This is a genomic window from Luteibacter sp. OK325, from assembly GCF_003050935.1.
Lineage (GTDB): Bacteria > Pseudomonadota > Gammaproteobacteria > Xanthomonadales > Rhodanobacteraceae > Luteibacter.
This window is the reverse complement of sequence record NZ_QAOX01000009.1, coordinates 174,731-199,460: the sequence shown is the minus strand read 5'-3', so window position 1 is coordinate 199,460 and position 24,730 is coordinate 174,731. Positions and strand designations below refer to the sequence as shown.

The following is a 24,730-nucleotide window of genomic DNA, read 5'->3' as shown; positions in this document are numbered from 1 at the left end:
TGGGCCTGCATCCGCAACGACGAGAGCTTCGATACCTCGAAGCTCTTTAGCCCCGAACATCTCAAGAACGCTTGACCGCCAAGAGAGCATCTACAACAAAGAAGGCCCCGATTTCCTCGGGGCCTTCTTTGTTACCTGCGCTGGGAATTTACTTCTGGCGGAACGCCGACTCGATCAGCGCGCGATCGAAGCCCTGTCCCGGGTCACCGTCTTCGGCGAAGCGATACAGCGCGGCCGAGTAGACGCCGTGCATCGCCGTCTGGAACAGGCTGAGGGCGACGAGGCCGATCACGGCGGCGGCGCCGACGACGAACATCAGTACGACGGAGTGCGTCGCGACGGCGCCGATGAAGAGCATGGCGCTGATCAGGATCAGGCCGAAGGTCAGCAGGCCGCCCGCGACGCCGATGCCGGCATTGCCGATGAGGTTTTCACCCCACGTGTCCCGCAACAGCGATGTGCTGCGCTTGATCGCTTCGATGGGACCGACGTCCTGCGCGGCGAGCACCGGCACGACCAGGAAGGTGGCCACGGTCCAGCCGAAGCCGAGCATGCCGACGACGATGCGACCGATGATGCCGAAGCGTTCCTGCAGAGCGCGCAGGATCATGCCCACCGTGGCGGCAATGAGCGCGTAGCCGATGATGTTCGGCAGCTTGCCCATGGCAAGGCGAATGCCGTCGCCCACGGTCGGATTGCCGCCAGCCAGGCGAATCATCGCCGCCGAAGCCAACGCGGTGTTGAAGAAGATCACCACGGTGTACTGGACGAAGTAGAACAGGAAGCTCACCAGCATGAACATCGGTGAGGCATGCCCACGCTCGCCTTCGAAGCCGGCGCGGTGATGCGCGATGAGGGTGAACACCGGCCACGCGAAGGTGGCGATCACGGCAAGCGAAGCCAGTCCCGCGAAAAGCGGAAAGAGCATCAGCTCCTTGTCCTGGCGGAGGATGTTGGCGCTCGCCTTCATGAGCGCCCAACTACGTGCGAACTTACCCATTCCCATATTCCCTTTGGCCCCTTGGTGGAACGCGTTGTAGCACCTTGGGGCAGGAGTTCGCCAGAGCCGTTCGCCTAACGGAAAGCCTCGACCGCCGTGGTGCACGCGTCATCCACGGTCAACGGCTCGCGTTCCTTCGGGAAGACCGCCCACAACTCGGCCATGGTCCGGCCGTCGACAGGATGACGGACGGAGGGAGCGATGTCCGCCATCGGCTTGAGGACGAAAGCATGGCGCAGTTCACCGCGCGGCAGCTTGAGATGCCCCTTCCCGGTCAGGACCAGATCGTCGTAAAGGACGATGTCCACGTCGAGCGTGCGGGAGCCATAGCGCGCACCGCCACGGATGCGACCGTGCCGGTCCTCGAGCGCGTGCAGCCAGTCGTTCAACGCCTCGGGCGCGAGATCGCTGTCGATCGCCACCGCGAGGTTGAGGAAATCGGGGCCGTCGAAGCCGACGGCGGCGCTGCGATACACCGGCGAGATATCGAGTTCACCGAAACGATCACGCAGCTCGGCCACCGCGGCGGCGAGCCAACGCTCCGCGTCGATGTTGGAGCCGAGGCTCAGGTACGCACGGCCGGTTCGGGTCATTCCGGTCGGGTGCCGCGTTCGATGCGGACGCCCACGGCTTTGGCGCCACGCACGGCACCAGGCTTGGACAGCTTCAAACGCACCCAGGCCACGCCGAATTCCTCGCGCACAATGTCGGCGCAACGCTCCGCCAGGGTCTCCACCAGTCCGAAGCTCGACGCTTCCACATACGACTGCAGGCGCTTGGAGATGGACTTGTAGTTGAGTGTATCGGCGATATCGTCGCTGGCCGCCGGACGGCGGTTGTCGAAGGCCATTTCCAGATCGAACGACAGGGTCTGCCGGATCCGGCGTTCCCAGTCGTAAATGCCGATGACCGCGTCGATACGCAGGTCTTCGATGAAGACGATATCCATGGAGGGTCGTGGCGCACAAAGAGGGCCTTACAGAGTCCGCGACCGACCTGCATTACGCAAGTACGGCCGCGCAAGTAGCGCCCCGCACGTCAGGCCGCGGGCAGGCTTTCCAGGCTCCAGCGAGGGTGCACTTCGATCGTGGCGTCCTGATGCTGGCCCGAAGCAAGTCGGATCGCGCCGGCCAGCGCGATCATCGCCCCGTTGTCGGTGCAGAAGGCCAGCCGCGGGAAATAGACCCGGAAACCGTCCTTCATCCCAGCCTCGGCCAGTTGCTCACGAAGGCGCTTGTTCGCACCGACGCCACCGGCGATCACCAGCCGCTTCGCCCCGGTAGCCTCGAGCGCGCGCCGGCACTTGATCGCCAGGGTATCGACGATGGCTTCCTCGAAGGCCCGCGCCACGTCGGCGCGGGTCTGGTCGGTCTTGTCGCTGGCGTTCCAGGCCAGCAGCACCTGGGTCTTCAGGCCGGAGAAGCTGAAATCCAGCCCCGGGCGGTCGACCATGGGGCGCGAGAACCGGAACTTGCCCGGGGTGCCCTGCTCGGCCAGCTTCGCCAGGGCGGGGCCGCCCGGATAGGGAAGGCCCATCATCTTGGCGGTCTTGTCGAAGGCCTCGCCCGCGGCATCGTCGAGGGTGTCGCCGAGGATGGTGTACTCACCGATCGCCTTGACCTCGACCAGCATGGAGTGGCCACCGGAGACCAGCAGGGCCACGAACGGGGTTTCCGGCGGGTCGTCTTCTAGCAGCGGCGCCAGCAGGTGACCTTCCATATGGTGGACACCGATGGCCGGTACACCGAGCGCCCAGGCCATGGCGCGGGCCGCCGAGGCGCCCACGAGCAGGGCCCCGACCAGGCCGGGCCCCGCCGTATAGGCCACGCCGCCGAGATCCGCCGGGGTCAGCCCGGCTTCCTTCAGAGCTTCGCGCACCAACGGAACCAGCTTGCGGACATGATCCCGGCTGGCCAGTTCGGGCACCACGCCGCCGTATTGGGCATGCAGGGCGATCTGGCTGAAAAGGGCGTGCGAAAGCAGGCCACGGCCCGGTTTTTCAGGGTCCCAGCGCAACAGGGCCACCCCTGTTTCGTCACAGGAGGTTTCCACGCCTAAAACAGGCTTTGAATTTTTCGAATCGATCACGTTATAATCCACGGCTCGCCCGGGTACTCCGGGTCAGTTTAATCAAGTGGAGTTTCCATGCCGAGCGTTAAAGTCCGCGAGAACGAGCCTTTCGAGCTTGCCCTCCGCCGCTTCAAGCGTACGTGCGAGAAGGCTGGCGTGCTGGCCGAAACGCGTAAGCGCGAATTTTATGAAAAGCCGACCCAGGAGCGTAAGCGCAAGCGCGCCGCTGCTGTGAAGCGTCACCTGCGCCGTCTGTCCCGCGACACGACGCGCCGGACCCGCATGTACTGATGCCCATCCCGGTCCTTCGTGACCGGGTATGGTACCTCGGCAGGCGCCCTGCGCGCTGCCCGGTGTATTCAGAGCGGAAATCCCGAGCCGGCTTTGCCGAAAGGTAAAGCCGGCTTTTCGTCGTCCCGGAGAAAGTGCATGAGCCTCAAGGCAAAGATCACCGAAGACATGAAGGCCGCCATGAAGAGTGGCGAAAAGGACCGCCTGGCCGTGATCCGCCTGATCCAGGCGCAGATCCAGCAGCGCGAAGTCGACGAGCGGATCGAGCTGGACGACGCCCAGGTCCTGGCGGCGCTCGAAAAGATGCAGAAGCAGCGCCGCGACTCCATCGAGCAGTTCGACAAAGCAGGCCGTACCGACCTGTCGACCATCGAGCGCTACGAGATGGGCGTGATCGGCGCCTACCTGCCGGCCAAGCTCGACGAGGCCGAGCTGGACGCCATCATCGACGCCGCCATCGCCGAATCGGGTGCCACCACGGCGCGCGACATGGGCAAGGTAGTCGCCCTGATCAAGGAGAAAGCGGCCGGCCGTGCGGATATGGCTTCGGTGGCCGGCAAAATTAAGGCACGGCTCGCGTAAGCGAGCAACCGCCCTGTAGGAGCCGATTCATCGGCGATCCCGCGAAGCGGGCCAGGATGCCGCAAGCACCCAATCGCCGATGAATCGGCTCCTACAAAAACAGATTTCACAACGACGCCACACGCTTGTCATCATTCTCCGCCGCGCGGCTGGCGGACGTTCCGCCGGCGCTGACGGGGGAACCTTATGCTCAAGTACGCCATTATCTTCGGCCTCATCGCGCTGGTTACCGGCGCGCTGGGCTTCAGTCGCGTGTCGGGCATTGCCGCGACGATCGCCAAAGTCTGCTTCGCCATCTTCCTGATCCTGTTCGTGATCGCGATCCTGGCCGTCATCGGCGTCTTCCACCTGGCCTTCTGACGGACATCCGGACTCCATTCGGACGCGGATGCATGGCATCCTAGGCGACTGATGCGTGGCCGAATTCCCGACAATTTCATCGACGAACTGCTGACCCGCGTCGATATCGTCGACGTGATCGAGCGTCGCGTCCCGCTGAAAAAGGCGGGGCGCGAGTGGACCGCCTGCTGCCCGTTTCACAACGAGCGCTCGCCCTCGTTCTATGTGAGCCCGCAGAAGCAGTTCTTCCACTGCTTCGGCTGCGGCGCACACGGCAGCGCGATCAAGTTCCTCATGGATTACGACCGCCTCGAGTTCCCCGACGCCATCGAGGAACTCGCGCAGTCCGCCGGTCTCAAGGTGCCCTATGAAGGCAACCGCGACGACAAACCGCGCGAAGACCGCAGCGACCTCTATACCCTCCTCGACGAGGCCGCCAGCTTCTACCAGCGCGAGCTGGGGAACAGCCCCGAAGCCACCTCCTACGTGGACCGTCGCGGCCTGGACGAGGACATCGTCAAGCGCTTTCGCATTGGCTGGGCACCGGCGGGTTTCGACGGCGTCATGAAGGCCCTGGGCACGAACGATCGCCGGCGCCAGCTACTCAACGAAGCCGGCATGGTGGCCAGCAACGAGCGCGGTAACAAATACGACCGGTTCCGTGAGCGGGTGATGTTCCCGATCCTGGACCGCCGTGGCCGCGTGATCGCCTTCGGCGGGCGCGTGCTGTCGTCGGAGCAGAGCCCGAAGTACCTCAATTCCCCCGAGACTCCCCTGTTTCACAAGGGCAAGGAGCTGTTCGCCCTGTGGCAGGTAAAGCAGGCCAACCAGACTGTCACCCGGATCATGGTGGTCGAGGGCTATATGGATGTGATCGCCCTGCATCAAGCGGGGCTTCCGATCGCCGTCGCCACGCTGGGCACGGCGACCACGCCCGAGCATGCCGAGGTATTGTTCCGTACGGCACCCGACGTCTATTTCTGCTTCGACGGCGATCGCGCCGGCAAGGCGGCGGCCTGGCGCGCGCTGGAATCGGTGCTGCCGCGCATGCGCGACGGCCGCCAGGCCCACTTCCTGTTCCTGCCCGACGGGGAAGATCCGGACACCCTCGTGCGCAAGGAGGGCAAGGACGGCTTCGAAAAGCGCATGAAGGAATCCATGCCGATGTCCGAGTACTTCTTCGAAGAGCTGGCGCGGGACGTCGATGTCAGCCGCCTGGACGGCCGCGCCCGCCTCGCCGAACGCGCGCGCCCGCTCATTGCCAAACTCCCCGACGGCGCCTTCCGCGACCTCATGGGCCAGGAGCTGGAACGCCGCACGGGCGCCAAGGCCGTGCTCGAACCGGAACCGGCGCCGAGTCGGGCAAGCCAGGCGCGCCCGGCAGGGACACAACCCAGCCTGGTCCGGGCGGCTATCAGGCTGCTTTTGGCCCAGCCCACCCTGGCCGACGAAGTTGAGCAGCCCCATGCCTTCCTACGCCTCGAAAAGCCTGGCGTTCATTTGCTTTCGGAACTGATCGACGTGGCCCGCTCACGTCCCGGCATCAATCCGGCGGTGCTCGTTGAGTATTTTCTCGACCGTCCTGAGTACGCGCCGCTGCAAAAGCTCATGCAAGCGGAAAGTGTCGGCGATACCGCTATGCAACGGGTCGAGTTCCTCGATGCGCTGGAACAAATGAAGCGACAGGCGATCGATCAAAGAAAGGAATATCTGACACTTAGGATGCGCGAAGGGAGCATTGACGACACCGAGAAGGCTGAGTATCGCGTTCTGTCGTCGGCCGCCAGGACGAGAACCGCAGAATGATGCGCCGCACCGCGAGATTAACGCGATCCGTGGGATCATCCGGACCTCGTACCCTGAGGGGACCGGCCGGAGCCGGACTTGCGCGTCGCTGATGGATTTATTGAATCACCTCGTCGATCTCTTTGGGCAAAACGGCTATGCGGCCGTTTTCCTCGCCCTGATGCTCTGCGGAGCAGGCGCGCCCCTGCCGGAAGACATCACCCTGGTCGCCGGCGGCATCATCACCGGCCTGGGTTACGGCGACGTCCATACCATGGTCGGCGTGGGCATGGCCGGCGTGCTGGTCGGCGATTCCACCATGTTCCTGCTCGGTCGCCACTTCGGCGCGCGCATCCTGCGCTGGCGCTTCGTCGCCCGGCTGCTCACCCCCGAGCGCTACGCCAAGGTGCAGGAAAAGTTCGAGCGCTACGGCAACCGCATGATGTTCGTCGCCCGGTTCCTGCCGGGCATGCGCACCGCGGTGTTCATCACCGCCGGCGCCACCCACCGAGTGGGCTTCTTCCGCTTCCTGCTGCTCGACGGCCTTGCCGCTGCGATCAGTGTGCCGCTGTGGGTGTACCTGGGTTATTTCGGTGCGCACAACCACGAATGGCTGGCCATGTGGATCCACCGTGGGCAGGCCGGCATCTGGCTGGCGATCGCCGGCGCGTTGATTGCGCTCGCCGCGCTGTGGTGGCGCCGCAAGAAGGCCACGCGGGACTGCTGAGGCCGAGGGCCCGGCTTCGCCATCGCGCTTGATTCGTGCGCGACTAGGCAGGGGCGGCGTCGGTGGGGATTTTCGTCACTAAGTCTCGTCCGGCCTTCGCCTCCCTGCGGGAGGCATGCCCAAGATACAAGAAGCCGATTCATCGGCGAAAAAGGACATGTGGGAGCCGCTTCAGCGGCGAAAAGCCAACGGAGCGGTATAGCCGTATCGCCTTTCGTCGATGAATCGGCTCCCACAGGCACGTGCCGTGCGTGCTCGTAGCTCTCGCCCTGCCCCCAGCAACCTCATGCGTTGAGGGGACTCGTCGGGTGCCGTTCCCGGAACGACTCCGCAGGGAGGCGAAGGCCGGACGAGGACTTAGTGACGAGAATGGCAGCTGGCGAGGCTCCTTCCTCAAGGCACACGCGCAACCACGATGGCGAAGCCGAGCCCACAGCGCCCCCAGCCCGTAAAAAGCGTTATTTGTTGGACGACACTTCGGCGAACAGCCACTCACGAAACACCATGGTCTCTTCACGCGACACCGCGTCACGCGAGATCGCCAGGTAGTACGTGTGCCGCAGCGGCACGTCGACCCGGAACGGCTCGGCGAGTCGGCCCGCGGCGAGGTCATAGGCGACGAGCAGGTCCTGAGCCAACGCCACGCCCTGCCCCTCGATTGCCGCCTGCAACATCATCGTGCCATCGCCGAAGCCCATGTCGCGCGAGACCACGGCGGTCTCGAAGCCGGCGCGTTCGAACCACTGCTCCCAACTCACCGCGGACGCGGCGCGACGACCGGGCCGCTCATGCAGCAGCAGGTGGTCGGCCAGATCGGCCGGCCCGTGGATGCGATCGGCCAGCACTGGCGCGCAAACAGGGGTGTAGGCGCTCGTGGCGAGGATGGATTGTTCACTGCCTTCGCTGAGGCGATCGTCGATGGCGAGGTCCCAACCCGCCTCGTCAGCGGCATCGGTCACGACTTCAACAGCGATGTCCGGGTGCTTCGAAAAGAAACGGAAAAGCCTCGGCACCAACCATTTCGTACCGAAGGTGGGCGGAACGGAGACCCTCAACGAGGCGCTACGCTCGCCCATGACCTGGTCGGTCGCATGCTGCAGTGCACGAAAAGCGTCACGGACGCGGGGGAAATAGTTCTCACCAGCTGATGTCAGCGACAGTCGATTGTTGCTACGCACAAAAAGTGGCGTACCCAGGTAGGCCTCGAGCAATTTGACTTGCGCACTGACCGCAGCCGCCGTCAACGAGAGCTCTTCACCCGCTTTGGTGAAGCTCAGATGTTGCGCTGCAAGTTCGAAGACTCGCACGGCGTTGAGGGGTAGCGACCGCTTCATTGCGAACTCATTCAAAAAAACTTGGGGAAGCCCCGGAGAAATTCTAGTTTGCCTGTCTCGACAGGTGACGCCAATCATCCATGGCGCTTTCGAACGGACCCGCGATGAACATCCTCACCATCGACACCGGCACCACCAATACCCGCGTCACCGTCTGGACCGACGGCGAGGTGGTCGCGCAGGCCGCGCGGCAGGTCGGTGTACGCGATACCGCGATCACCGGTAGCACGAAGCGACTCGAGGACGGCGTCCGCGAAACCATTGCCGAAGCGCTGGCGTCGGCCCAGGTCGAACGGGCCGATATCGGGCTCGCCGTGGCCTCCGGCATGATCACCTCGAACGTCGGACTTTGCGAAATTCCGCATGTGCCGGCACCGGCAGGCATCGACGATATGGCCAAGGCCATGCGCGAGCACCTGGTCGAGAATGTCTGGCACGCGCCGATCTGGTTCGTACCCGGCGTACGCAACGCGGTGGAACACATCGGCCTGCACAACTGCGAGGCGATGGACATGATGCGTGGCGAGGAGGTCGAATCCTTCGCCCTCGTCGAGCGCCTCGGCCTCAAGGAGCCGACGGTCGTGGTCCTCCCGGGATCCCATTCAAAGTTCGTCAGCATTGACAAGAACGGCCATATCGATGGCTGCGTGACCACGCTGGCGGGCGAGCTGCTCCACGTGATCTCGCACGACACCATTCTTGCCGGCTCGCTGAAAGAGGGTTTCGCCAAGCGCATCGATGCCGAAATGCTCCTGGCCGGCGCCGCTTCGGCGAACAAGATCGGCCTGGGTCGCGCCTGCTTCAGCGTGCGCATCCTCGACCAGTTCGCCGTGTACGACGCCAACGCCCGGGCGAACTTCCTGCTCGGCGCCGTGCTCGGCTCCGACCTGCTCACGCTCAAGAATTCCAGCGCGATCCGGATGAGTCCGGGTACACGCTTCGTTGTCAGCGGCAAGCCGATCCTGCGCGAAGCGATCGCGCGGCTGGTCGAGGGCGACGATTTCTTCTCCGGTACCGTGACGGTGCTGGGCGATGACGAACAGCGCGACCTCGCGGGATACGGCGCTATCGCCGTGGCCCGCCGGCGCGGCCTGGTCGACTGAAAACAACGAGTCATTCGAGGAGGGAACGCATGAAGATGAAAATTGCCCTGGGCCTACGCGCCCTTGCCGTGGCACTGGCCATGGCCTCCGCACCGGCCTTCGCGGCCGATGAGCCGGTCAAGATCGGTTTCGTGGTCAAACAGGCCGAAGAACCCTGGTTCCAGGACGAGTGGAAGTACGCCGAACAGGCCGCCAAGGAAAAAGGCTTCACCCTGGTCAAGATCGCCGCGCCCGATGGTGGCACGGTGCTCACTGCGATCGACAACCTGAAGGCCCAGCACGCGCAGGGCTTCGTCATCTGCACACCGGACGTCAAGCTCGGCCCTTCCATCGTGGCCAAGGCGAAGATCGACAAGCTCAAGCTGATGACCGTGGATGACCGTCTCATCGACGGCTCAGGCAAGCCCATCGAGTCGGTGCCGCACATGGGCATCTCGGCGAGAAAGATCGGTGAGCAGGTCGGCCAGGCCATCGCCGATGAAATGAAGAAGCGGGGCTGGAAGCCGGAAGAGACCGGTGCGCTGCGCATCTCCTACGACCAGTTGCCCACCGCCAAGGATCGTACCGATGGCGCCGTCGCCGCGCTCGCCGCGGCCGGCTTCCCCAAGGCCAACGTGATCAACGCGCCCGAAGCCAAGACCGATACCGAGAACGCCTTCAATGCGGCGAATATCGCGATCACGCAGAACCCGAAGTTCAAGCACTGGATCGCTTTCGGCCTGAACGACGAAGCCGTGCTCGGTGCCGTGCGTGCCGCGGAAGGTCGCGGTTTCCGCGCCGACAACATGATCGGCGTGGGCATCGGCGGCAGCAAGTCGGCACTCAACGAGTTCGCCAAGGCCGAACCCACCGGCTTCTTCGGCAGCGTACTTATCAGCCCGAAGCGTCACGGCTATGAAACCTCGGTGAACATGTACGAGTGGATCAAGAACGACAAGGCACCGCCGGCGCTCACCGAGACCACCGGTATGCTCACCACCCGCGCGAATGTCGCCGAGATCCGTAAGGAAATGGGTCTTTGACGATGACCGACGCACCACGCCTGGAATTCCGGCATATCGGGAAGACCTTTCCGGGCGTGCGTGCGCTCGGCGATGTCAGCTTCGCCGTGCGCGCCGGTAGCGTGCATGGCCTGCTCGGTGAGAACGGGGCAGGCAAGTCCACGATGATGAAAATCCTCGGCGGGGAGTACATCCCCGACGAGGGCGAGGTGGCGATCGACGGCCAGGCCATGCACTTCCGCAAGGCAGCCGATGCCATTGCCTCCGGCGTGGCGGTGATCCACCAGGAGCTCCAGTACGTGCCGGAGCTCTCGGTGATGGAGAACCTGCTGATCGGCCGGCTGCCAACCCGTTTCGGTCTGGTCGACCGCCGCAAGGCGCTCGCCTGGACGCGCGAGAAACTCGACGCGCTTGGCGTGGATCTCGATCCACGCGCCAGGCTCAAGCAGCTTTCCATCGGCCAGCGGCAGATGGTGGAGATCGTCAAGGCGATCCTTCGCGACGCGAAGATTCTCGCCCTCGATGAACCCACGAGTTCGCTGTCCCATCGCGAGACCGAGGTGCTGTTCCGGCTTGTGCGCGACCTGCGTGCGCAGGGCAAGGCGATGATCTACATCTCGCATCGCCTGGACGAGATCTTCGAACTCTGCGACGCGGCGACGATCTTCCGCGACGGCCGCAAAGTGGCCGACTTCGATACGCTCGAAGGCGTCACCCGCGACCAGCTCGTGCAGCGCATGGTCGGCCGCGAAATCAGTGACATCTTCGGTTACCGTCCGCGCGAACACGGCAAGGTGCGTCTGGCCGTGCAGGGTGTGACCGGACGTGCCGTGCCGGCTCCGGTGAGTTTCGAGGTGAAGGCCGGCGAGATCGTCGGCTTCTTCGGCCTCGTCGGCGCAGGCCGCAGTGAAGTCATGCGCGTGATCTACGGCGCGGACCGCCGCACGGCGGGTACCGTGCAGGTGGACGGTGAATCGATCAAGGCGTCGCACATCCGTGACTCGATCCAGCATGGCCTGGTGTTCTGTCCGGAAGACCGCAAGGAAGACGGCATCATCGGTGTGCGTTCGGTGGCGGAGAACATCAACATCAGCGCGCGCCGCAACCATCTCGTCGCGGGGTTGTTCGTCAACGACCGTAACGAGGCGAAGGTCGCCGACACCTATATCGATCGCCTGCGCATTCGCACGCCGAATCGTCGCCAGGAGATCCGCCTGCTCTCCGGCGGCAACCAGCAGAAGGCCGTACTGTCACGCTGGCTGGCCGAGAAAGACCTGCGTGTGCTGATTGTCGACGAGCCCACCCGTGGCATCGACGTGGGTGCGAAGAACGAGATTTATAACGTCCTCTACGAACTCGCCGAACGCGGCGTTGCCGTGGTGGTGATTTCCAGCGAACTGCCCGAAGTGCTCGGTGTGTCCGACCGCGTCGTCACCATGTGCCGAGGCCGGATCACCGCGCAGTTCCACCGTACCGAGGCGAACGAGGCGGACGTGCTCGCCGCCGCGCTTCCCGAAGGCGCCAGCGCCACCCCGATAAGGAACACCTGAGCCATGACCGAGACCAACGCCGCCGCCATCGGCGCGAAGCAAGCCGAAACGCCCGACGCGCGCCGCCGCGCCATGTTCTGGCGAGTCGTCGACGACTACAGCCTGATCGGCATCTTCATCGTGCTGTTCGGCGTGCTGAGCGCCACGGTGCAGTACTTCTTCTCATGGGACAACATCGTTGGCCTGGCCCTGTCGGTCTCGCAGATCGGCATGGTCTCCTGCACGATGATGTTCTGCCTGGCTTCGCGTGACTTCGATCTGTCGGTCGGCTCCACCGTGGCCTTCGCCGGTGTGTGCTGTGCCATCGTCTCCAACGCCACCGGCAGTGTGGCGCTGGGCATCGCCGCCAGCCTGGTCGCCGGTGCGCTGATCGGCTTCGTCAACGGCGTGGTCATCGCCAAGCTCAATATCAACGCGCTGATCACCACGCTGGCGACCATGGAAATCGTCCGCGGCCTGGCCTTCATCACCTCGCAGGGCCAGGCGGTCGGCGTCACCAGCGAAGCCTTCTTCACCCTGGGCAGCGCCGAGTTGTTCGGTCTTCCCGTGCCGGTCTGGGTCACCCTTGTCTGCTTCGTGGTCTTCGGGATCCTGCTGAACAAGACGATTTACGGCCGCAACACCCTGGCTATCGGTGGCAATCCGGACGCGGCACGTCTGGCCGGCGTCTCGGTCGACCGCGTACGCATCGCCATCTTCCTGATCCAGGGCCTGGTGGCCGCACTGGCGGGCATCATCCTCGCCTCGCGCATGACCAGCGGCCAGCCAAACGCGGGCCAGGGCTTCGAGCTCAACGTGATTTCGGCCTGCGTGCTGGGCGGCGTGTCGCTCATGGGTGGCCGTGCGAGTATCAGCGGTGTGCTCGTTGGCGTCCTCATCATGGGGACTGTGCAAAATGCCATGAGCCTCATGAACATCGACGCCTTCTACCAGTACCTGGTCCGCGGCACGATCCTGCTGATCGCGGTGCTGGTGGACCAGCTCAAGAACCGCAGGCAATCCCGCTGATGACCGACGCCTTCATTCCCCTATCCCCCCATCGACAGGCCCACGCCGAAGGCGTGATCTGGGACGACCTGACCGGCCTGGTCCGCTGGACCGACATCGGCGCCTCGCGCCTGTATGCGTACAACCCGACCACGGGTGCCACGACCGAGACCGCGTTGCCGGCGCGCCTGTGCTGTTTCGCGCTGACCGACGAGCCCGGCGTACTCCTGCTTGCGCTGGAGAAGCAGCTGGCCCGCCTCGACACCCGCGATACCGAATCCCTCGTAGTCCTCGAGGACATCGAGCCGGAGTTGCCGGGTACGCGGGCCAATGACGGTCGCTGCGATCGCGGTGGCAACCTGATCTTCGGCACGCTCAACGAGCGCGGCCCCGAACAGGTCGCTTCCTTCTGGCGCTATTCGCGCGAAGGCAAGCTGGCCCGGCTCGCCCTGCCCAAGGCAGCCATCACCAACAGCATCTGTTTCAGCCCCGACGGCACGACCATGTATTTCACCGACTCACCGACCGCGAAGATCATGGCCTGCCGCTATGACGCCTCCAGCGGCGAGGTGGAGCACATCCGCGAGTTCGTCCAGCTCGACAAAGGCCTCGAGCCCGATGGCTCGACAGTCGACGCCGAGGGCTTCGTCTGGAATGCCCAGTGGGGCGGGTCGCGGGTCGTCCGCTATGCGCCGGACGGCCGTGTGGACCTGACGATTGAACTGCCCGCACGCCAACCGAGCTGCGTGGCCTTCGTCGGCCCAACGCTGGACCGCTTGGTCATCACCTCGGCCAGCAAGGGCCTCGACGTTGCCGTCGTTGGCGCCGAACCGCTGAATGGCGCTATCTTCATCGGTACGCCGGCGCGAGGACGCGGGCTGCCTGAGGCCCGTTACGGACAAGGAGCAAACGCATGAACGCCAGGACACAGGCCGATCCACGCATCACGCCGCTGCCGCGCCTTGCCGGCAAGATCGCCATCGTCACCGGCGCCACCCAGGGTATCGGTGCGGCTACGGCGAAACTGTTCGCCGCCCATGGCGCGAAAGTGGTCCTCAATGTCCTTCAGGACAATGCGCAGGCGCGTGCCACGCTGGCCGACCTGGACACCGACGACGCCATGCTGTTCGAGGCCGACGTGACCGATCCCGCGGCGATCACCCGCATGGTCGCCGCGGCGACGGAGCGCTTCGGTCCGCCCGACGTCCTGGTGAACAACGCCGGCATCAACGTCTTCAACGACCCCCTCTCGCTCACCGACGACGAGTGGACGCGTTGCTTCGACGTGGACCTCAAGGGCGCCTGGAACTGCGCCAGGGCCGTCCTGCCGGGCATGCTCGACGTAGGTCATGGCAGCATCATCAACATCGCCTCGGTGCACGGCCACAAGATCATTCCGCACTGCTTTCCCTATCCTGTCGCCAAGCATGGCCTGATCGGCCTGACCAAGGCGCTGGGCCTCGAGTATGCCGCCCGCGGCATCCGGGTGAATTCGATCTCGCCGGGGCTTATCCTGACCGCCATCGCCGAGGCCGGCTTCGCCGCCGCGGCGGATCCGGTCGCGGAGCGGAAGCGCCAGACGGATATCCTGCCGAACAAGCGGATCGGCGAACCGCAGGAGGTCGCTTACACTGCGTTGTTCCTGGCCTCCGACGAGGCACGCTACATCAACGCCGCCGATATCCGAATCGACGGCGGCCGCTCACAGCTTTACCACGAGAACTGATATGGCCTGGCCCACCGCGCTACCGCTCATCGCCATCCTGCGTGGCATCACGCCCGAAGATGTCGTCGAGCACGTCGAGGCCCTCCTTCAGGAGGGTTTCGATGCGATAGAGATCCCGCTCAACTCGCCGGACTGGCAGACCAGCATCCCGCTGGCAGTACAGCAGGCAGGCCATCGCGCGCTCGTCGGTGCAGGCACGGTGCTCAGCGCGGACCTCGCCAACCAGGTCGCCGATCTCGGCGGCACGCTCATGGTCACCCCGAACACCGACCCCGATGTGATCCGCCAGGCGCGCCGCCGTGGGCTCTACACTGCGATCGGCTTCATGACGCCGAGCGAGGCCTTTGCCGCGCTCGCCGCTGGCGCGCAGTCGCTGAAGCTATTCCCGTCGTCGAACCTCGGTCCCTCGTACATCAAGGCGATCCGCGCCGTCTTGCCACCGGACGTGCCCTTGCTCGCCGTGGGCGGGGTTACCCCCGAGAACCTGGGCCAGTTCCTCGATGCCGGCTGTATCGGTGCGGGCCTGGGCGGCGACCTCTACAAGCCCGGCCAGCCCGTCTCGCGTACTCGCGAACAGGCTGCCGCTTTCGTCAAAGCCTACCGCTCGAACTGACCATGAAGATCACCAAGCTCACCACCTACCGTGTCCCGCCCCGCTGGATGTTCCTCAAGGTCGAAACCGACGAGGGCGTCGTCGGCTGGGGCGAGCCGGTGGTCGAAGGCCGTGCACGCACGGTCGAGGCCGCCGTGTCGGAGCTCTCGGAGTTCGTCATCGGCAAGGATCCTTCGCGCATCAACGACCTCTGGCAGGCGATGTATCGCGGTGGTTTCTATCGCGGTGGTGCGGTGTTCATGAGCGCCATCGCCGGCATCGACCAGGCTCTATGGGATATCAAGGGCAAGGTGCTGAACGCCCCGGTGTTCGAACTGCTGGGCGGCCGCGTGCGTGACCGCATGAAGACCTATTGCTGGGTCGGCGGCGATCGCCCCGCCGATGTCATCGCGCAGATCCGCGAGCGCATGGCGCACGGATTCGACACCTTCAAGATGAACGGCTGCGAGGAGCTGAGCATCATCGCTTCGAGCAAGGCCGTCGACGCCGCCGTCGCGCGCGTCGCCGAAATTCGCGAAGCCTTCGGTAACACGATCGAGTTCGGCCTGGATTTCCACGGCCGCGTCTCCGCGCCGATGGCCAAGGTGCTGGTGAAGGAGCTGGAGCCTTTCCGTCCGCTCTTCATCGAAGAGCCCGTGCTTGCCGAACAGGCCGAGTACTACCCGCGCATCGCCGAGCAGACCTCGATTCCCATCGCGGCGGGCGAACGCATGTACTCACGCTACGAATTCAAGCATGTACTCGAGCGCGGCGGCATCTCCATCCTGCAGCCGGATCTCTCGCACGCCGGTGGCATCACCGAATGCGTGAAGATCGCGGCGATGGCCGAAGCGTACGACGTGGCGCTCGCGCCGCACTGCCCGCTCGGACCCATCGCGCTCGCCGCCTGCCTGCATGTGGACTTTGTCAGCTGGAATGCCACGCTGCAGGAACAGAGCATGGGCATCCACTACAACAAGGGTGGCGAGGTGCTCGACTACGTGCTCAACAAGGAAGCGCTCAAGCTCGACGACGGCGGCTATGCGCAGCCGTTTACCGGGCCGGGCCTCGGTATCGAGGTGAACGAGGAACTGGTGATCGAGCGTAGCCGGGACGTTGCCGACTGGCGTAATCCGCTGTGGCGGCATGCCGATGGCTCGGTCGCCGAGTGGTAAGAGCATCGCCGCTGAAGCGGCTCCCACAGGCCTCGTAAGAGCATCGCCGCTGAAGCGGCTCCCACAGGGCTGCTTGGTCTGACTCATGTGGGAGCCGCTTCAGCGGCGATAGCCAGTCAGCGGGAAGTCTGAGGGTCAATGATCCGCACCTGACCAAGCCCCAGTCCCTCCAGGCCATGATCACCCACGGCCTCGCGGATCAACCGCAGCGTCGGTAGTCCAACCGCCGCCGTCATCCGCCGCACCTGCCGATTGCGCCCCTCACGAAGCACGATGCGTAGCCACGCGTCCGGCACCGTCTTGCGAAAGCGCACAGGCGGATCGCGCGGCCATAGCCAATCGGGTTCCCCGATCGCTTCCACACCCGCAGGTAACGTCGGCCCGTCGTTGAGCGTGACGCCGCGGCGCAGGCGTTCGAGCGCTTCCTCCGTAGGAACCCCCTCCACCTGCACCACATACGTCTTCGCTTGCTTGTGCTTCGGATCCGCAAGGCGATGCTGCAGCTTGCCGTCGTCGGTCAGCAGAAGCAGTCCTTCACTGTCGTGATCCAGCCGCCCCGCCGCGTAGATGCCCTTCTGCGGCACGAAGTCGGCCAGCGTGCGCCGGCCGACTTCGTCGGTGAACTGGCAGAGCACGCCGAAGGGCTTGTTCAGTGCGACTAGCACCTTACTTCGCGGTGGCGGGCTTCACGAAGCGCAGGGTCATGCGGTCGGACTCGCCGATGGCCGTCCACTTCGCCTTGTCCGTCTCGCCCATGTCGTAGGTCGGCGGCAGCGTCCACACGCCCTTCGGATGATTGTGGTCGTCCTTGGGGTTGGCGTTGATTTCGCTCTGCGCATCGAGCTTGAAACCCGCGTCGGTGGCGAGCTTGATCACGTAATCGGTCGGCAGGTAGCCGGAGTTGACTACCTCGTCGAGCTTCTTGCCCGCATCGGCACGGTGGTCTTCCACACCCAGCACGCCGCCCGGCTTGAGCACGGTGAAGAACGACTTGAACATGGCCTCGGCGGTTCCATCGGCCGCCCAGTTATGCACGTTGCGGAAAGTCAGCACCATGTCGGCCGAACCCGGCGCACCGAGGACCGGCGCCTTGTGGTTGACCTCGACTAACTTCGCGTTGCCGTACTGCGCCGGCGCGAAGGAGAACTTTTTCTGCAGCGCGGCCGTGCTCTTCGAGCCGGGTTCCACCGCGCCGATGTAGTGGCCGTTGTCGTGCAGGAACGGCGCGAGGATCTCGGTGAACCAGCCGCCGGACGGCCAGATCTCGATCACTGTCATATCCGGGCGGATGCCGAAGAAGGTCAGCATTTCTTTCGGGTGGCGATACTGATCACGCGCCTTGTTCGCCGGCGAGCGCCAGCTACCGGCAACGGCCTTATCCAGCTGCGAAGCGCTGAGCTGACCGGCGCTGGCCGGTGGCGTGGCCTGGGCCGGCTGGTCCACCCCGGCGGCGGCCAGGGAAGCAAAGGAAGCGGTCAGACCGAGCAATCCAGCGCAGGCGAAAGCGAGCTTCTTCATGGCGTCACCGGGGTGTGGGGATGTGGGTGGGAAGGCTAGCACGAGGCCTGTGGGATGACATGGCCGTCTGGGATGACATGGACCTGTGGGATGGCATGGACCTGTGGGAGCCGCTTCAGCGGCGATGGGTGCTCGCGACAACCTGGCCCGCTGCCGCGGGATCGCCGCTGAAGCGGCTCCCACAATCGCCGATGAATCGGCTCCCACAGGGGCGAGGCGAGTTGTCGCCTTGAGATAACGCATACACTCTCATAAGCATCATGTCGCATCTCCTGCAGGGTCCCCGCATGACATCCACCTATCTACGCCCCCTGACCGGCGCCGTGCTCTTCGCACTTGCCGGTGGTATCGCCGCGCAGGACGCGCCGAAGCTCGCGCCTGTGGTGGTGACCGCGACGCGTACCGCCCAGTCGCCGTATGACATTCCGGCGGCGATCAACGTGGTGGCCACGCCGCCCGACGGCAGTCTCGACGTCAATCTTTCAGAGCGGTTACAGACCATCCCGGGCATCGTCGCCCGCGACCGGCAGAACTACGCGCAGGACGAGCAGATATCCATCCGCGGTTTCGGCGCGCGTTCAACCTTCGGTATCCGCGGCATCCGCCTTTACACCGACGGCATACCGGCCACGATGCCGGACGGCCAGGGACAGGTCTCCCACTTCAACCTCGACTCGGCCGATCGTGTGGAGGTGTTGCGTGGACCGTTCTCCGCGCTCTATGGCAACGCCTCGGACGGCGTGGTGCAGTTGTTCACCGCCGACGGCACCGAGCCGCCGGAGCTGCGCTTCGGCGTCGCCGGTGGCAGTAACGGCAACTTTCGCGCCTCCGTCAACGCACGTGGGGTCGAGGGTCCGGTCGACTACAACGTGGACCTGAGCCACTTCCGTACAAGCGGCTACCGAGATCACAGCGCGGCCCGGCGCGAATCCGGCAACGCCAAGCTGGGTTGGAAGATCGACGACGACCGCAAGCTCACGCTCGTACTCAACACGGTCGATGTCCCCGGCGCCCAGGACCCACTCGGCCTGACGCGCGCCCAGTACCAAGCCAACCCGCGACAGGTCGCATCCGTAGCCGACACGTTCGACACCCGCAAATCGGCCAATCAGCAACAGGCTGGGCTGATCTACGACCAGCGCATCGACGATGCCAACAGCCTCCGCGTGATGACTTACTACGGCCAGCGCGACATCACCCAGTACCTTTCCATTCCCAAGGCGACGCAGGTGTCGCAGCCGGGCAACTCCGGCGGCGTGGTGGACCTGACCAGCCAGTACGGTGGCGGCGACGCCCGCTGGACCTGGCGGGATACCCTGGCCGGCCGGCCGTTCGAGATCGCCGCAGGCATCGCCTACGACAACCAGCACCAGCATCGCATGGGCTACAACAACTTCGAAGGCGACACCCTCGGCGTGCGTGGCGACCTGCGCCGCGACGAGATCGACCGCGTGTTCGACTTCGACCAGTACGCCCAGGCGACCTGGCGGGTGGCCGAGGACTGGACCCTCATGGGCGGCGTGCGACACAGCGACGTGCATTTCAGCTCGACGGACCGCTATATCGTGACCGGCAATCCCGACGACAGCGGTACGCAGTCATACAGCGCCACCACACCGGTCTTCGGCGTGCTGTGGCGCGCGACGTCCTGGGCGCACGTGTATGCGAACTGGGGCCGCGGCTTCGAGACACCGACCTTCTCCGAGATCGGCTACCGTGCCGACAATGGCCCCGGCCTCGCTTTCAACCTGCAGCCGTCTCGTTCGCATAACGAAGAGGTCGGCATCAAGCTCCAGCCCACTGATCGGACGCAGGCGGGTATCGCCGTGTTCCGCGCGGACAGCGACAACGAGCTGGCGGTCGCGACGAACGTGGGTGGGCGCACCACGTACCAGAACATCGCCCGCTCACGCCGGCAGGGCATCGAGGCCTCGTTCAGTACCGAGATCGCGCACGAGCTGCGCTTCCTCGCCTCGTATACGCATCTCCAGGCGAGCTTCCGCACACCGTTCCTCACCTGCGTGTCGACAGGCTGTGCCGCACCGGACACACCCGTACCCGCAGGCACGCGCATTCCGGGCGCACCGCGCTCCACGGGCTACGCGGCGCTGAAGTACGGTGGCAATCGCGGATGGCAAGGCGGGCTGGATGTACAGACGATGGGAGCGACCTCCGTCAACGATCTCGGCACCGAGTCGGCGCCGGGGTATGCGTTGTTCGGACTGTCCGGCGGCTATGTATTCGACCAGGGCCCCTGGCGGGTGAACACGTTTGCCCGCATCGACAACCTCGCCGACCGGCACGTGATCGGCTCGGTCATCGTCAACGACGGCAACGGTCGCTATTACGAGCCGGCGCCCGGGCGTAGCTTCCTGGTCGGCGTGGATCTGACCTGGCGATGACGCGCCCTTGAATCAGCCAGAGATAGCAAGGCGTTCGGAACGGTAGAGCATGGCGGCGGCCCATACCGCCAACGCCGCCGCAACGAAGCCACCGGCCAGACAGAACCCCAGCTGCCAGCCTGGTACGCCGTCGCCGCGCAGCAACTGCACGATCCCAAGGTTCTGGCCGAGCAGTGGCACCGCGTACATCCAAGGCTCGGCACGTACCGGAATCACCGACAGCAACACACTGGGCAGGATCGGAATGATCATCAGGATCGACAGGTAGGTCTGCGCTTCGCGGTAGCTTTTGGCGAACGCCGAGACCAGCGATTGCAGGGCGGCCAACAACAGGATCAGCGGCAGCATCAGCACGATGACCTGGCCGCTGAAGCGCCAGCCCAGGTCCAGCGCGATGCCCAGCTTCTCGGTGGGAATGAACCACGGTGCCGTCATGAAGGCGCCGACGGTCAGCAACAGGCTGACCAGTGAGAACGTGCAGATCGCCGCGAGCTTACCGGCGAGAATCTGCCAGCGCGGCACCGGATTGACGAACAAGGGTTCGAGCGACTGCCGCTCGCGCTCACCGGCGGTCAGGTCGATGGCCAGGTACATGCCGCCGAGGAACACGGTGAGCACGAAGAAGTACGGCAGGAACGAGAACATCAGGCCAGAACGCGACTGCGAGGTAGCCTGGTCACGGTCGGCGACCTGCACCGGCCACGCCGTGGTCGGCGACAGACCCCTCGCGATCAGGCGCATGGCACCCTCGCGTCGGCCGTAGCTCTCCACGACGCTGCGCACGCGCATCACCGGCGTGGATGCATCGCGTCGTGACGAGTCGTAGATCAGCTCTACCTGCACCGACTGGCCCTTGTTCCAGGCCTTCGCGTAGTCGGGTGAGACACGTACCACGATATCGGCGCGCTGCTCGCGCACGGCGTTTTCGGGATCGGTCAGCGCGGGCCGCGCGTCGATGCCGGCGCTTTTCAACGCGGCGACGAGGTTCGGCGCCAGGTCGGCACCGATGACCGGCACGGCGATGAGCCGGTCGGCCTTGGCGATCTCGCGGGTGATCGTCACGTTCATCAGCATGATGAACATCACCGGTCCCAACAGCGGGCCGGTGACCAGCGCATTGATAAGGGTGCGCCGGTCGCGCAGGTTCTCGCGCACTTCCTTCCAGTAGACCGCGGTGAATGCGCTCATGCGGCGAGCCCCTCATCGGTGCCGATGATCTTCACGAAGGCGTCCTCGAGACTGCTCTGGCCAGTCTGCGCCAACAGCGCGGCCGGCGTTTCATCGGCCACCACACGGCCATGGGCGATCACCACGATGCGATCACAGAGGGCAGCCACCTCCTGCATGATGTGGCTGGAGAACAACACGCAGCGGCCTTCGTCTTTCAGTTGCCGCATGAAGCGACGCATGGCGCGGGTAGCCATGACGTCCAGGCCATTCGTCGGCTCGTCGAGAAGAACATTGCGCGGATCGTGCACGAGGGCGCGGGCGATGGCCGTCTTGACGCGCTGCCCCTGCGAGAACCCTTCGGTGCGGCGCGAGGCGATGTCGCGCATTTCCAGTCCGTCGATCAATGCCTCGCGGCGGCTCGCCAGGAGGGTGGGTTCCATGCCGTGCAGTTTGCCGAAATAGTCGATGTTCTCTGCTGCGGTGAGCCGCTTGTAGAGGCCCCGCGCGTCCGGCAGCACACCGAGGCGGCGGCGCACCGCGAGGGCATCCGTATAGGCGTCGACACCGTCCACGAGCACCTGGCCTGAATCCGGCTTCATCAGGGTGTAGAGCATGCGCAAGGTGGTGGTCTTGCCGGCACCGTTCGGTCCGAGCAGGCCGGTGATCTCGCCATCGCGGGCCGTGAAGCTCACGCCATTAACGGCGCGTACCTCGCCGAAGGCCTTGTACAGGTCCCTGACTTCGATCATGGCGTGGCTCCGTTGAATCCGACAAACACCGGCAGCGGCGCGAGACGGTCGAGGCAGCGTGCGTCGAGCGACTTCGCGTTCGCCGTGTCGATGAACTGGTCGAGCAGGCGCGGCATGCAACCGCGCGCGACCACGTTATGACCCTGCCCCTTCAGCACGAAGTGGCGGCCATTGGGCAGGCCCTTGAGCACCTCCTCGCCGTAACGCGGCGGTGTTACCGGGTCGAATTCGCCCGACATCAGCAACGCTGGCACCTGGCTCTTCACCGGCTGGTGGAAATCCGCCGGGCGCTTGCCGTGCGGCCAGACCGAACAGGCGGCGCGGAACGCTTCGATCATGGTGTCGCCAAGGATGGTGTCCTTGTCCTGCGGACGCGACGTAAGCAGGTCGGCGTCTTCGGAACAGATGACCGAGTACTGCATGCCGCCGTCCATGGTGTCGCCCAGGTCGCCGGTGAGCAGTTTGGCCTGCCCCAACAGGGGACCGACGTCGCCGTGCGCGGCGGCGTCGATCGACAGCGGCAGCAAGGCGGCGGTTTCGGGTGAGTAGGCGAACATGCGGACCACCGTGGCCAATGCATGCTCGCTAAGCACTCGCTGCACGGAAGCGTAGTTCTGCGGATCGCGGAAGCTGACCTTGTGCGGGTTGGCGCGCAGTGCATCGCGTAGCTGGAAAAGGGTCTGGTAGGGATCGCTGAAACGTGCGCGGCAGGCATTGTCCGCATCGCAACGGGCGAACTGGGCTTTCAGCGCGGCGTCGAGGTTCACCGCGAAGTCCTCGCCGAGTACGAGCTGGTTCGGCGCGATGCCGTCGAGGATCAGCGTACGCAGACCCTCGGGATGGCGCATGGCGTACTGCTGGGCGACGCGCGTGCCGTAGGAGACGCCGAGCAGGTCGAACTTCGGCGAACCGAGGGCTCGCCGCGCGTCTTCGAGGTCGGCGACGGCATCCGTAGTCGTATAGAAACGGACGTCGGCAACCGGCGAGAGCTGGTCGAGGCAGTGGTGGGTTTCCTTGCGCACCGCGTCGGCGTCGAAGCCGTGCGATGCCCCACCGCCGCCCGGCACGCCGGGTTCGTCTTCGTCGCGACAGCTCAGCGGATGCGAGCCACCCGTGCCGCGCTGGTCAAGCAGGAGCACGTTGCGATGGGCAAGCAATGGCGCCATGGCCGGCGCGATCGCCGGATAGCTTTCCGCCGCCGACTGGCCCGGACCACCTGCGATGAACGCAACGATATCTTCCGCGGGCACCTGCGCACTGCTGCGAATGAGGGCGAGGCGCATCTTCAGCCGGCGGCCTTCCGGGTGATCGCGATCCTCCGGCACCTCGAATGGCGCGCACCACGCCGCCACGGATGTTCCCGAGTGCGGTTGGGCCAGTTCGCAGGGGCGGAGTACGAGCGAGCCGAGCTTCCACACACGCGGTGGCGCGGGGCGTGTGGCCGCAGGGACGGCGGCGACTGGCTTTTCCGTGTCGTCGGCGACCGGCTTGCGCATGAGCTGTCGGGTCGCGAAGGCCCCCGCGACGATGATCACGATGATGGCGATACGTTGTACGCGTTTCATGCCATCAGTCCTCGGGCGTGAAAATGGATTCGATGGAAAGCGCGAAGAGCTTCGCGATCCTGAAGGCGAGCGGCAGACTGGGATCGTACTTGCCGGTCTCGATCGCGTTCACCGTCTGCCGGGAGACGTCGAGCCGCTCGCCGAGGTCGGCCTGCGACCAGCCGAACGCGGTACGAAGTTCGCGGACACTGTTCTTCATCGGTGTACGGCATGCATCGCCATTGCCCGAATCAGTGCGTCTTGATGGCGCAGGCGGCAAGAGCGAGCGCGGCGAGGCGAAAAGCGACGCGGTACGGCATGACGAACCTCCAGATGGTCGGGATACGTATCAAGCACGCTTGACATGATCGTGAGCCGAAACGTGAGGGTGTGTCAAGCAGCCTTGACATAACGCTGCGCTGATTCGGCATCGCTAAGTCGTTACGGCAGCGCACGCGGGAATTCACACGTGTGACGGTTCCCCGTCCCCGATCCTTGCAACCGACGGATACACGTCACTGGAGATCCACCATGAAATTCCGTCTGTTCGCCAGTTCCGCACTGGTCGGTCTCGGTATCGCCTCGGGCGCCGCGCAGGCGGCGACCGCCACCACGACCTTCAATGTCCGCATCACCATCACGGCCGCCTGCGACATCAGCACCACCGCACCGACCGATGTGAACTTCGGTACGCAACCGTCGACGGCGACCAACGTCGATAACCAGGGCGCCCTCAACGTTAACTGCACGCCGAGCGCTCCGTACACGATCTCCCTGGACAATGGGCAGAACGGTACCGACGCGAACACCCGGAAGATGAGCAGCGGCACCGCGCTCGTTCCCTACCAGCTCTATCGGAACGCCACGCGCACGGCGGCCGACATCTGGGGCAGCACCACGGGTACCGGCGGGAATGTCTATGCCGCCACCGGTACGGGCACCGTGCAGACCGTGCCGGTCTATGGTCGTGTACCGAACACGAACTTCGCGGCCGGAAGCTACGCCGACGTCATCACCGCCACGATCACGTACTGACGGTGTGCCCGTGGCCGCGACGCGTGGCAATCGCCTGCGCGCTGGCCGCA

The 24,730-nt window shown here is 64.9% G+C and carries 26 protein-coding genes; 15 read left to right on the top strand and 11 right to left on the bottom strand.

Annotation, left to right across the window (positions count from 1 at the left end):
* Nucleotides 1–148: 148 nt before the first annotated feature.
* From C8J98_RS18365 to tsaD, 4 genes are all read right to left on the bottom strand, one after another.
* A complete protein-coding gene (locus C8J98_RS18365) occupies nt 149–1,000 on the bottom strand; it encodes a DUF6159 family protein (protein WP_107914699.1) in 852 nt (283 codons plus the stop codon).
* Between the two features lie 74 nt (nt 1,001–1,074).
* Nucleotides 1,075–1,593, bottom strand: a complete 519-nt coding sequence (folK, locus tag C8J98_RS18360) for a 2-amino-4-hydroxy-6-hydroxymethyldihydropteridine diphosphokinase (protein WP_107914697.1) — start codon at nt 1,591–1,593, stop codon at nt 1,075–1,077.
* The gene (folB, locus tag C8J98_RS18355; protein ID WP_107914695.1) at nt 1,590–1,949 is read right to left on the bottom strand and encodes a dihydroneopterin aldolase; all 360 of its coding nucleotides are present in this window, start codon (nt 1,947–1,949) and stop codon (nt 1,590–1,592) included. The genes folK and folB overlap by 4 nt, the downstream gene beginning before the upstream one ends.
* Before the next feature lie 89 nt (nt 1,950–2,038).
* Complete coding sequence (tsaD, locus tag C8J98_RS18350) at nt 2,039–3,052, bottom strand: tRNA (adenosine(37)-N6)-threonylcarbamoyltransferase complex transferase subunit TsaD (protein ID WP_233260281.1); 1,014 nt, start codon at nt 3,050–3,052, stop codon at nt 2,039–2,041.
* Between the two features lie 93 nt (nt 3,053–3,145).
* On the opposite strand from tsaD, the gene rpsU reads away from it, so the two are divergent.
* From rpsU to C8J98_RS18325, 5 genes are all read left to right on the top strand, one after another.
* Nucleotides 3,146–3,361, top strand: coding sequence for a 30S ribosomal protein S21 (rpsU, locus tag C8J98_RS18345; RefSeq protein ID WP_029213735.1), 216 nt, complete (start codon nt 3,146–3,148; stop codon nt 3,359–3,361).
* Nucleotides 3,362–3,499: 138 nt separating this feature from the next.
* Nucleotides 3,500–3,943, top strand: a complete 444-nt coding sequence (locus C8J98_RS18340; RefSeq protein WP_107914693.1) for a GatB/YqeY domain-containing protein — start codon at nt 3,500–3,502, stop codon at nt 3,941–3,943.
* A 186-nt stretch (nt 3,944–4,129) separates the two neighbouring features.
* On the top strand, nt 4,130–4,303 hold the full coding sequence (locus C8J98_RS18335) for a DUF1328 domain-containing protein (RefSeq protein WP_107914692.1): 174 nt from the start codon (nt 4,130–4,132) through the stop codon (nt 4,301–4,303).
* Between the two features lie 51 nt (nt 4,304–4,354).
* Complete coding sequence (dnaG, locus tag C8J98_RS18330) at nt 4,355–6,088, top strand: DNA primase (protein WP_107914690.1); 1,734 nt, start codon at nt 4,355–4,357, stop codon at nt 6,086–6,088.
* A 91-nt stretch (nt 6,089–6,179) separates the two neighbouring features.
* Nucleotides 6,180–6,794 carry a DedA family protein gene (locus tag C8J98_RS18325; RefSeq protein WP_107914688.1) on the top strand — a complete coding sequence of 205 codons (615 nt, stop codon included), beginning with the start codon at nt 6,180–6,182 and terminating at the stop codon, nt 6,792–6,794.
* A 458-nt stretch (nt 6,795–7,252) separates the two neighbouring features.
* Here the strand turns inward: C8J98_RS18325 and C8J98_RS18320 are convergent, their stop codons facing one another.
* Complete coding sequence (locus C8J98_RS18320; RefSeq protein ID WP_107914686.1) at nt 7,253–8,206, bottom strand: LysR substrate-binding domain-containing protein; 954 nt, start codon at nt 8,204–8,206, stop codon at nt 7,253–7,255.
* A gap of 26 nt (nt 8,207–8,232) precedes the next feature.
* Here C8J98_RS18320 and C8J98_RS18315 point away from each other — a divergent pair, with 26 nt between their 5' ends.
* From C8J98_RS18315 to dgoD, 8 genes are read left to right on the top strand one after another with little or no spacing between them, the layout of a single operon-like run.
* On the top strand, nt 8,233–9,231 hold the full coding sequence (locus C8J98_RS18315; RefSeq protein ID WP_107914741.1) for a 2-dehydro-3-deoxygalactonokinase: 999 nt from the start codon (nt 8,233–8,235) through the stop codon (nt 9,229–9,231).
* 29 nt (nt 9,232–9,260) lie between these two features.
* Nucleotides 9,261–10,253: an arabinose ABC transporter substrate-binding protein gene (locus C8J98_RS18310; RefSeq protein ID WP_107914684.1), complete on the top strand. Its 993-nt coding sequence runs from the start codon at nt 9,261–9,263 to the stop codon at nt 10,251–10,253.
* 2 nt (nt 10,254–10,255) lie between these two features.
* The gene (gene araG, locus C8J98_RS18305) at nt 10,256–11,782 is read left to right on the top strand and encodes an L-arabinose ABC transporter ATP-binding protein AraG (RefSeq protein ID WP_107914682.1); all 1,527 of its coding nucleotides are present in this window, start codon (nt 10,256–10,258) and stop codon (nt 11,780–11,782) included.
* Nucleotides 11,783–11,785: 3 nt separating this feature from the next.
* On the top strand, nt 11,786–12,790 hold the full coding sequence (gene araH, locus C8J98_RS18300) for an L-arabinose ABC transporter permease AraH (RefSeq protein ID WP_107914680.1): 1,005 nt from the start codon (nt 11,786–11,788) through the stop codon (nt 12,788–12,790).
* Entirely contained in the window at nt 12,790–13,686 is an 897-nt protein-coding gene (locus C8J98_RS18295; protein WP_107914678.1) for an SMP-30/gluconolactonase/LRE family protein, read from the top strand. Before araH ends, C8J98_RS18295 begins: the two co-directional genes overlap by 1 nt.
* Nucleotides 13,683–14,495: an SDR family oxidoreductase gene (locus tag C8J98_RS18290; RefSeq protein WP_107914676.1), complete on the top strand. Its 813-nt coding sequence runs from the start codon at nt 13,683–13,685 to the stop codon at nt 14,493–14,495. Before C8J98_RS18295 ends, C8J98_RS18290 begins: the two co-directional genes overlap by 4 nt.
* A gap of 1 nt (nt 14,496) precedes the next feature.
* Nucleotides 14,497–15,108, top strand: coding sequence for a 2-dehydro-3-deoxy-6-phosphogalactonate aldolase (locus C8J98_RS18285; protein ID WP_107914674.1), 612 nt, complete (start codon nt 14,497–14,499; stop codon nt 15,106–15,108).
* 2 nt (nt 15,109–15,110) lie between these two features.
* Complete coding sequence (gene dgoD, locus C8J98_RS18280; RefSeq protein WP_107914672.1) at nt 15,111–16,262, top strand: galactonate dehydratase; 1,152 nt, start codon at nt 15,111–15,113, stop codon at nt 16,260–16,262.
* Nucleotides 16,263–16,378: 116 nt separating this feature from the next.
* On the opposite strand, the gene C8J98_RS18275 is transcribed toward dgoD, so the two are convergent.
* The gene (locus C8J98_RS18275) at nt 16,379–16,927 is read right to left on the bottom strand and encodes a pseudouridine synthase (protein WP_107914670.1); all 549 of its coding nucleotides are present in this window, start codon (nt 16,925–16,927) and stop codon (nt 16,379–16,381) included.
* Between the two features lies 1 nt (nt 16,928).
* Complete coding sequence (locus C8J98_RS18270; protein WP_199229953.1) at nt 16,929–17,780, bottom strand: class I SAM-dependent methyltransferase; 852 nt, start codon at nt 17,778–17,780, stop codon at nt 16,929–16,931.
* Between the two features lie 287 nt (nt 17,781–18,067).
* Here C8J98_RS18270 and C8J98_RS18265 point away from each other — a divergent pair, with 287 nt between their 5' ends.
* Entirely contained in the window at nt 18,068–20,182 is a 2,115-nt protein-coding gene (locus C8J98_RS18265) for a TonB-dependent receptor (protein WP_107914737.1), read from the top strand.
* A 12-nt stretch (nt 20,183–20,194) separates the two neighbouring features.
* On the opposite strand, the gene C8J98_RS18260 is transcribed toward C8J98_RS18265, so the two are convergent.
* The 4 genes from C8J98_RS18260 to C8J98_RS18245 are packed head-to-tail and all read right to left on the bottom strand — an operon-like array spanning nt 20,195 to nt 23,865.
* Nucleotides 20,195–21,370, bottom strand: coding sequence for an ABC transporter permease (locus tag C8J98_RS18260; protein WP_107914668.1), 1,176 nt, complete (start codon nt 21,368–21,370; stop codon nt 20,195–20,197).
* A complete protein-coding gene (locus tag C8J98_RS18255; protein WP_107914666.1) occupies nt 21,367–22,101 on the bottom strand; it encodes an ATP-binding cassette domain-containing protein in 735 nt (244 codons plus the stop codon). Before C8J98_RS18255 ends, C8J98_RS18260 begins: the two co-directional genes overlap by 4 nt.
* The gene (locus tag C8J98_RS18250) at nt 22,098–23,666 is read right to left on the bottom strand and encodes an alpha/beta hydrolase (RefSeq protein WP_107914664.1); all 1,569 of its coding nucleotides are present in this window, start codon (nt 23,664–23,666) and stop codon (nt 22,098–22,100) included. Before C8J98_RS18250 ends, C8J98_RS18255 begins: the two co-directional genes overlap by 4 nt.
* A 4-nt stretch (nt 23,667–23,670) precedes the next feature.
* On the bottom strand, nt 23,671–23,865 hold the full coding sequence (locus C8J98_RS18245) for a helix-turn-helix transcriptional regulator (protein WP_107914662.1): 195 nt from the start codon (nt 23,863–23,865) through the stop codon (nt 23,671–23,673).
* A 311-nt stretch (nt 23,866–24,176) separates the two neighbouring features.
* Between C8J98_RS18245 and C8J98_RS18240 the strand changes: the two genes are divergently transcribed.
* The gene (locus C8J98_RS18240; protein WP_107914660.1) at nt 24,177–24,680 is read left to right on the top strand and encodes a spore coat U domain-containing protein; all 504 of its coding nucleotides are present in this window, start codon (nt 24,177–24,179) and stop codon (nt 24,678–24,680) included.
* Nucleotides 24,681–24,730: the final 50 nt, after the last annotated feature.